Origin of the sequence: Mesorhizobium sp. Primo-A (assembly GCF_003997175.1) — a bacterium.
In the GTDB taxonomy this organism is placed as follows: Bacteria; Pseudomonadota; Alphaproteobacteria; order Rhizobiales; family Rhizobiaceae; genus Mesorhizobium; species Mesorhizobium ciceri.
The window spans coordinates 1-6237 of the sequence record NZ_RZTG01000017.1 but is presented as its reverse complement, the minus strand read 5'-3'; the positions used below and the strand labels follow the sequence as shown (position 1 = coordinate 6237).

Genomic DNA, 6237 nt, shown 5'->3' with positions numbered 1-6237 from the left:
ATCCAGTCCCAGGAGAAATGATCGACCAACCAGCCCTGCAGGGCCGGCGTAATCGTCGTTGGAGCCATTACGGCGCCGACGGCAAAAACTGCTTGGACAATCGGCTGATGTCGAGACGGGAACCGAAAAAACAGCAGCGTCTGGCCAGCTACGAGAATTGTGCCGCCAGCCAGCCCCTGGACGACGCGGAAAACACAAATCCAGACATGATCCACCGAGAGCGTCATTGCCGCGCAACCCAGCAGAAGCATCACGACCCCCGCGCGCAGGCAGGCGGTCGGCCTGGCGGCGGTGACAAGAAGCGGAGCGACAAGGAAAGCCGTCAGCTTGGCGGCGATGAATGCGATGTCGACCATCGCCAGTTCATCCGGCGTTGCGTAGATGTCGCCGAGCATGTCGATCCGGCCGATCGACAGTGCAGTGGATGCCACTGCGTCCATGAAGGCGGCCAATACAACACCAGTTGCTACTAGCCAGGCACACGGCAGGGTATCAGGATGGCGGAACGCTCTTTTTTCGGCTTCGGTGCGGTGCATCACTGTACCAGGCGTCCGTTGGCACTGTCGCCGGACCGCATTTCCAACGCCACCGCTGGAACGTCGCCCGCTCCCAGGGCGATGGCAACGCGGGCGGAGAGCCCCGGAACGAGGCGGCCAGGCAACGGGTTTCGTATCATCCTGATCTTCACCGGCACACGCTGGACAACGCGGATGAAGTTTCCGGTGGCATTGTCCGGCGCCAGCAGGCTGAACGCCGCGCCGCTGCCGGGAGCGAAGCTGTCGACAACACCGTCGATTTCTTGATCTGGATATTCGTCGACCGTGACGCGTACCCTTTGGCCAATCTTGACCAAGCTGAGCTGCGTTTCCTTGAAGTTGGCGACGATCCAGACATCGTCGACGGGAACGATATCCAAGGCCGCATTCCCTGGAGTGACATAACGGCCGACACGGATTTGCCGATTGCCGACGATCCCGTCGACCGGGGCTCTCACGACCGTGTTGTCGAGGTCGAGCATAGCCAGGTCGAGAGCGGCCTTCGCCTGTGACAGGGCCGCGTGCGAACCGGACAATTGTGCTTCCAAGACGCCGAGCTTCAGCCTTTGAGCCAGCAGATTGGCTTCTGCGCCGTCCAAGGACGCCTTTGCCTTGTCGTAGCTGGCTTGTGCATCCTGCAGTTTCTGATCGCTGGCAGTGCCGTTCTTCTGCAGTGTGACATAGCGGGTCAGGTTGGCACGGGCGAACTGGAGGTCTGCGGCGGCTGACTGTTTCTGCGCCTCGGCCTGCGCGATCAATGCATCTTGCAGTTTATGGCTTGCCTCGATGTTGGCGATTTCCGCCTGCCGGGCTGCGACATTGGCGCTTGCCTGGACCACCTTGGCCTTATAGTCGCTGTCGTCGATGCGAAAGAGAACTGCGCCCTTTGCAACGCTGGCATTGTCGTCCACGTCAACGTCGACGACATAGCCGGCCAGCTTGGGAGCGATACTGGTGATGTCTGCGCGCAGATAAGCGTTGTCGGTCGTTTCCTGGTAGCGACCAACCCTGAACCACTGCCAGCTCCACGTAGCTGCCGATGGGATCAACACGAGCGCGACGACGGCGATTGCGATCCTGCGAGATGGGCTCATGATTGCTTCGACCTCAATTCGACGCACTATCGAAGAGGATTGTCGATTTCCCGTGATCAAGATGATCGGCAAGGCTGCAAGTCGGGGCTACGCAGTAGGGGTTCACGAGAATGTCTCCGGGCCGCTGAAAACAGAAGTGCCGAATAGTCGCGGATTTCAGTGCGCCCGCGCCATCACGCGAACGAGCATCTCGGCTCGCTCTGATCGGTAGTTTATACTGACCCTCGGCACAGGTAGATACCTGACGCGACACCGCTGCATCTGTGGGCTTTCGGGCGACCGCAAAGTAGGTTCTGCGTCCGACTTTGGGCGCCAAGCTGCCGTCCGCCAGAAATAGAGATCTGTGGCCAATCAAAACCCGCCTATTCGCACGTCGTTGCCGCCGATCACCGCACTCATCACTCGGAGATCTTTCAGAGTAAGAGCATCTGCACTACGTGTTGCTGGTGTTAACAAGCAAGAGAATAGCTCCCGGATGAGAATGAGCGTTTGCCCTTACGCTGCACTGCTTCCGGGAAACGATCAGTGTACGAATAACTAACAACGAGCTCTAGATAGGCCCACCTTTGCGGCGAATTCGGGTTAACCCGGCCCGGAGGATGTTTGGAAAAGAAGCTAAATCAAGCAGTTAGGAACTAGTGGGACAGCAAAGCATTCAAATCTGTTCCTATGTTTTTCGATGTTCTTGTCCCCCCTACCACGCTGCATTTCGCCCGATGAACGCCTCACTCGCCCTATCTCGCGAAGAAGGATCGTGACGGTGTATCAGTCCCTCATTGGAAAGTCGCGGTCGCACCATTAACGACGTTCTTCAACGAGCAAGAAGCGTCTCGATTGGGGCCGTCTGCGGACTGTTTGCTTTGTGACAGATACGAACCAAGCAGTCGTTCAGCTCAAACCCGCAGGTCGCGGTGGTACGAAGGGTTGTAGGCGTGGTTGTCTGTCATCTTGTAGATCATTGCGGCCTTGGTGCGCCGAAGCGGGTTCGTGCCGTAGCCTTCCCGTCGGTAGCCATTGCAGTCACCCATCTACCAAGCGAGTAAACTGGTGAGTGCTGAGATAGTCCGGATGGTGGACTCGACTGAGAAAGGCGTGGTCATCTCTTCGCCGCGATCCGTTGAACAAAATCTAGAAAAGCGCGCACTTTTGCCGGCGGCATGTGGCGTGACGGATGATAGGCGTAAAGCGGAAACTGCTCGTCGGACCATTCTGCCAGGATCGTCGTGAGCGCCCCGCTCTCAAGCCACTCGTCGAGGCCGATGGCAAGGCTCTGGAATATGCCTTGCCCCGCGAGACCGGCCGCGACGGCAGCGGAGGGATCGTCCATGACCAAGCGCCCCGAGGCCTTGATCTCGATGGCCCCGCTTTCCCCTCGGAATTCCCAGGTGAACGGCCGCCCGGTCTGCGGGTTGCGAAACAGGATGCAATCGTGGAGCATCAGGTCGTGGGGCGTGGCTGGAATGCCGTGCCGGTCGAGATAACTTGGGGCGGCACAGGTCAGGACTGGTACGTCCAGCAGTTTGCGGGCGATTAGCGAGGATTCGTCCGGCGGACCGAAGCGCACGGCGACATCCGCGCCGCTCATCATCTCTTCGCGATAGTTGCTGGTGGTCAGATCGAGCGACAGTGCGGGGTAACGTGCCAGGAATTCACCGATCCTCGGCGCCAGCACCATTCGCGCGAACCAGGGATCGATCGATACCCTGAGCCGTCCGCCGACGAATGCCGCCGAACCGGCGGCTTCGGAAGCCGCCTCCTCCAGTCCAGCCAGCAGTGGCGTTATGCGGGCATGGAAGCGCGCGCCCTCCTCCGTCAGCGCGACCTCGCGCGGATTGCGGTCGAACAGCCTGACACCGACGCGTTGTTCGAGCCTCGCCACGGCACGACTGACCCCCGACGGCGTGAGACCGAGAACATCCGCAGCCCGCACGAAATTGCCCGCTTCCATCACCGCCCCGAAAACGCCGACCCCGGTCAGCAGCCGCGTGTCGAAACTCATGCCTTCTCTCCTTTGCGAGGTCGGTGATCTCAACCGTCCCTTCATGATGATTTTGAGTCACCTTATCTTTGATTTTATTGCGCGTGAATCATCGCATTGCTTCCCCTAGATGATTTTTGAGCGCCCGGACGGCGCGGCGGCATGCCGGACCGCGGAAATCTCCGGCCTTGCGAGAAGGAATTCATCCATGAATGCGATCTCACGCAGAAGCCTGTTGGCGCGTGGCAGCCTTTTGCTCGCGGCGGGCGCCGCCGCCGTGAACTCACCGGTCCACGCACTGGCGGCCAACCCGCAAGCGCGGTCCGGCAACTTCAAGTCCATCGACATGGCCATGGAACAGGCGGTGCGCGACGGCACCGTCGCCGGCGTCGTTGCCACCGCGGCAGGACCAGACCGCATGATCTACGAAGGAACCTTCGGAAAGGCCAATACGGCCACCGGAGCAACGATGCGCGCCGATACGGTATTTTGGCTGTTGTCCATGACGAAGGCCTTCACCGCCACGGCCTGCATGCAGCTAATCGAGCAGGGCAGGATCAATCCCGGGGACGATGCGGCGAAATATCTGCCGGAACTCGCCAATCCGATGGTGTTGGAGGGCTTCGACGGCGACGGCCAGCCGCTCCTGCGTCCGGCCAAGCGGGCCATCAAGGTGCGTCACCTGCTCACTCACACCTCCGGCTATACCTATTCGATCTGGAGCGATGCACTGACCCGCTACGAGAACGTCACCGGCATGCCGGACATCGCCACGTGCAAGAACGGCGCCTTCCTGGCACCGCTCGAATTCGACCCCGGCGAACGCTGGCAATACGGCATCAGCATGGACTGGGTCGGAAAGCTGGTGGAAGCGGTCAGCGACCAGTCTCTGGAAGTCTATTTCCTCGAGAACATCTTCGCCCCGCTCGGCATGACCGATTCAGGCTTCCTGATCGGAAGCAAGCAGAAGGCCAGGGTCGCCACCTTCCATAACCGTCGCGAAGACGGCGGCCTGACGCCCGCTCCCTTCGAAATGCCGCAGCGGCCGGAATTCTTCATGGGCGGCGGCGGCGGCTTCAGTACGCCGCGCGACTACATGGCCTTCCTGCGGATGCTGCTGAACGGAGGCACTCATAAAGGCGTACGGGTGCTGAAGCCGGAAACGGTCGCGTCGATGATGCGCAACCAGATCGGCGACCTCGACGTCCAGGCCATGCGGACCGCCCAGCCTGCCTATTCGCAGAGCTTCGACCAGTTTCCAGGCGAGCCCCACAAGTGGGGTTATTCGTTCGACATCAACACGCTGCCCGGTCCGAACGGTCGGTCGGCAGGCAGCATTTCCTGGGCCGGCCTGCTCAACTGCTATTTCTGGCTCGATCCGGTCAGGAAGGTGACCGGAGCCATCTTCACCCAGCTTCTGCCCTTCTACGACGAAAAGGTCGTGAAGCTCTACGGCACATTCGAGCGCGGCCTCTACGACGGCCTCGCCTGATCAATTCCCACCTCAACACCAGGAGAACATCATGTATGCGATTACAGGAATTACTGGCAAGGTCGGCGGCGCGCTGGCGAAAGCCCTGATTGAAGCCGGAGAACCAGTCCGCGCGGTGCTGCGCGACCCCGCCAAGGCGGATGTCTGGAGAGATTGCGATTGCGAAATTGCTTTCGCCGACATGGGCGATGCGACGCGGCTCGCCGCCGCGTTCAAGGGCGCCAAGGGCGTCTTCATTCTGCCGCCTTCGGAGTTCGATCCCGCGCCCGGCTATCCGGAAGCGGCGAGGCAGAACGAGATCCTGACCACTGCTCTCCTTGCTGCCCGCCCGGAAAGGGTCGTCTGCCTCTCCACTATCGGCGCCGATGCGTTACAGGACAATCTCTTGAGCCAGCGGGCGATGCTGGAAGACGCCCTCGGCAAGCTCGACCTTCCCATCACGTTCCTGCGGCCCGGTTGGTTCATGGAAAATGCGGCTTGGGATGTCGCCCCGGCCCGCGACAAAGGCGTGCTGCACAGCTTCCTCCAACCGGCCGACAGGACCTTCGCCATGGTGGCGACGCAGGATATCGGCCGGCTTGCCGCCGATCTGATTCGCGAGGAGTGGACCGGCAAGCGGGTCCTGGAACTGGAGGGCCCGGCGCGGGTCTCGCCCAATGATCTCGCCGAGGCTTTCGCAACAGTGCTCGGGCATCCGGTGCGGGTGGAGATCGTCCCGCGCGAAAGCTGGGAGGACCTCTTCCGTGCCCAGGGTACGCGTAACCCACTGCCGCGCATCCGCATGCTCGACGGCTTTAACGAAGGCTGGATCGATTTCAAAAACAGCGGACAGAACAGCGTCAAAGGCAAGACACGTCTTGTGGAGGTGATCGCGGCGCTTGTCCGGCAGGCCGCCGCGACTGAGGCCTTTTGATTCCACCCTGAAAGGGCAGCAGACGGCACGGGCATCCGCCGCCAGCACGGCTCGCAACCCTCGTGGTGGTTGCTTGTCACGCTCCGGGAACGGGCGCGCCAGGCTCGATGAGTCCCTGTCGTTTGAGATCGGCCCAAAGGGTTGGCGGAATATCCTCCCTGAGATAGGCCAGATTCTCCTTCAGCTCATCGGCAGACCTTGCACCCGGGATGACACTCGACACC

The 6237-nt window shown here is 60.9% G+C and carries 5 protein-coding genes; 2 read left to right on the top strand and 3 right to left on the bottom strand.

The window, feature by feature from the left end; all coding sequences use genetic code 11:
- The 3 genes from EOC83_RS33340 to EOC83_RS27290 form a co-directional block, all read right to left on the bottom strand.
- Positions 1-536: MFS transporter (locus EOC83_RS33340; RefSeq protein WP_245441844.1), on the bottom strand; the 536-nt coding region annotated here is incomplete at its 3' end.
- Positions 536-1630 carry an HlyD family secretion protein gene (locus EOC83_RS27295; protein ID WP_063170652.1) on the bottom strand — a complete coding sequence of 365 codons (1095 nt, stop codon included), beginning with the start codon at positions 1628-1630 and terminating at the stop codon, positions 536-538. The genes EOC83_RS27295 and EOC83_RS33340, both read right to left, overlap by 1 nt.
- Positions 1631-2726: 1096 nt before the next feature.
- Positions 2727-3629 (bottom strand): LysR family transcriptional regulator, encoded by a 903-nt coding sequence (locus EOC83_RS27290; RefSeq protein WP_063170653.1) that lies wholly within the window; start codon positions 3627-3629, stop codon positions 2727-2729.
- 187 nt (positions 3630-3816) lie between these two features.
- On the opposite strand from EOC83_RS27290, the gene EOC83_RS27285 reads away from it, so the two are divergent.
- Both EOC83_RS27285 and EOC83_RS27280 read left to right on the top strand, forming a co-directional pair.
- Positions 3817-5100: a serine hydrolase domain-containing protein gene (locus EOC83_RS27285; protein ID WP_063170654.1), complete on the top strand. Its 1284-nt coding sequence runs from the start codon at positions 3817-3819 to the stop codon at positions 5098-5100.
- A 31-nt stretch (positions 5101-5131) separates the two neighbouring features.
- Positions 5132-6013, top strand: a complete 882-nt coding sequence (locus tag EOC83_RS27280) for an NmrA family NAD(P)-binding protein (protein ID WP_063170655.1) — start codon at positions 5132-5134, stop codon at positions 6011-6013.
- Positions 6014-6237 lie beyond the last annotated feature (224 nt).

What these genes read in the sequence shown, in the direction of transcription:
- EOC83_RS27295 (WP_063170652.1), bottom strand. Translation starts at nt 1,630, where the DNA reads ATGAGCCCATCTCGCAGGATCGCAATCGCCGTCGTCGCGCTCGTGTTG.
- EOC83_RS27290 (WP_063170653.1), bottom strand. Translation starts at nt 3,629, where the DNA reads ATGAGTTTCGACACGCGGCTGCTGACCGGGGTCGGCGTTTTCGGGGCG.
- EOC83_RS27285 (WP_063170654.1), top strand. Translation starts at nt 3,817, where the DNA reads ATGAATGCGATCTCACGCAGAAGCCTGTTGGCGCGTGGCAGCCTTTTG.
- EOC83_RS27280 (WP_063170655.1), top strand. Translation starts at nt 5,132, where the DNA reads ATGTATGCGATTACAGGAATTACTGGCAAGGTCGGCGGCGCGCTGGCG.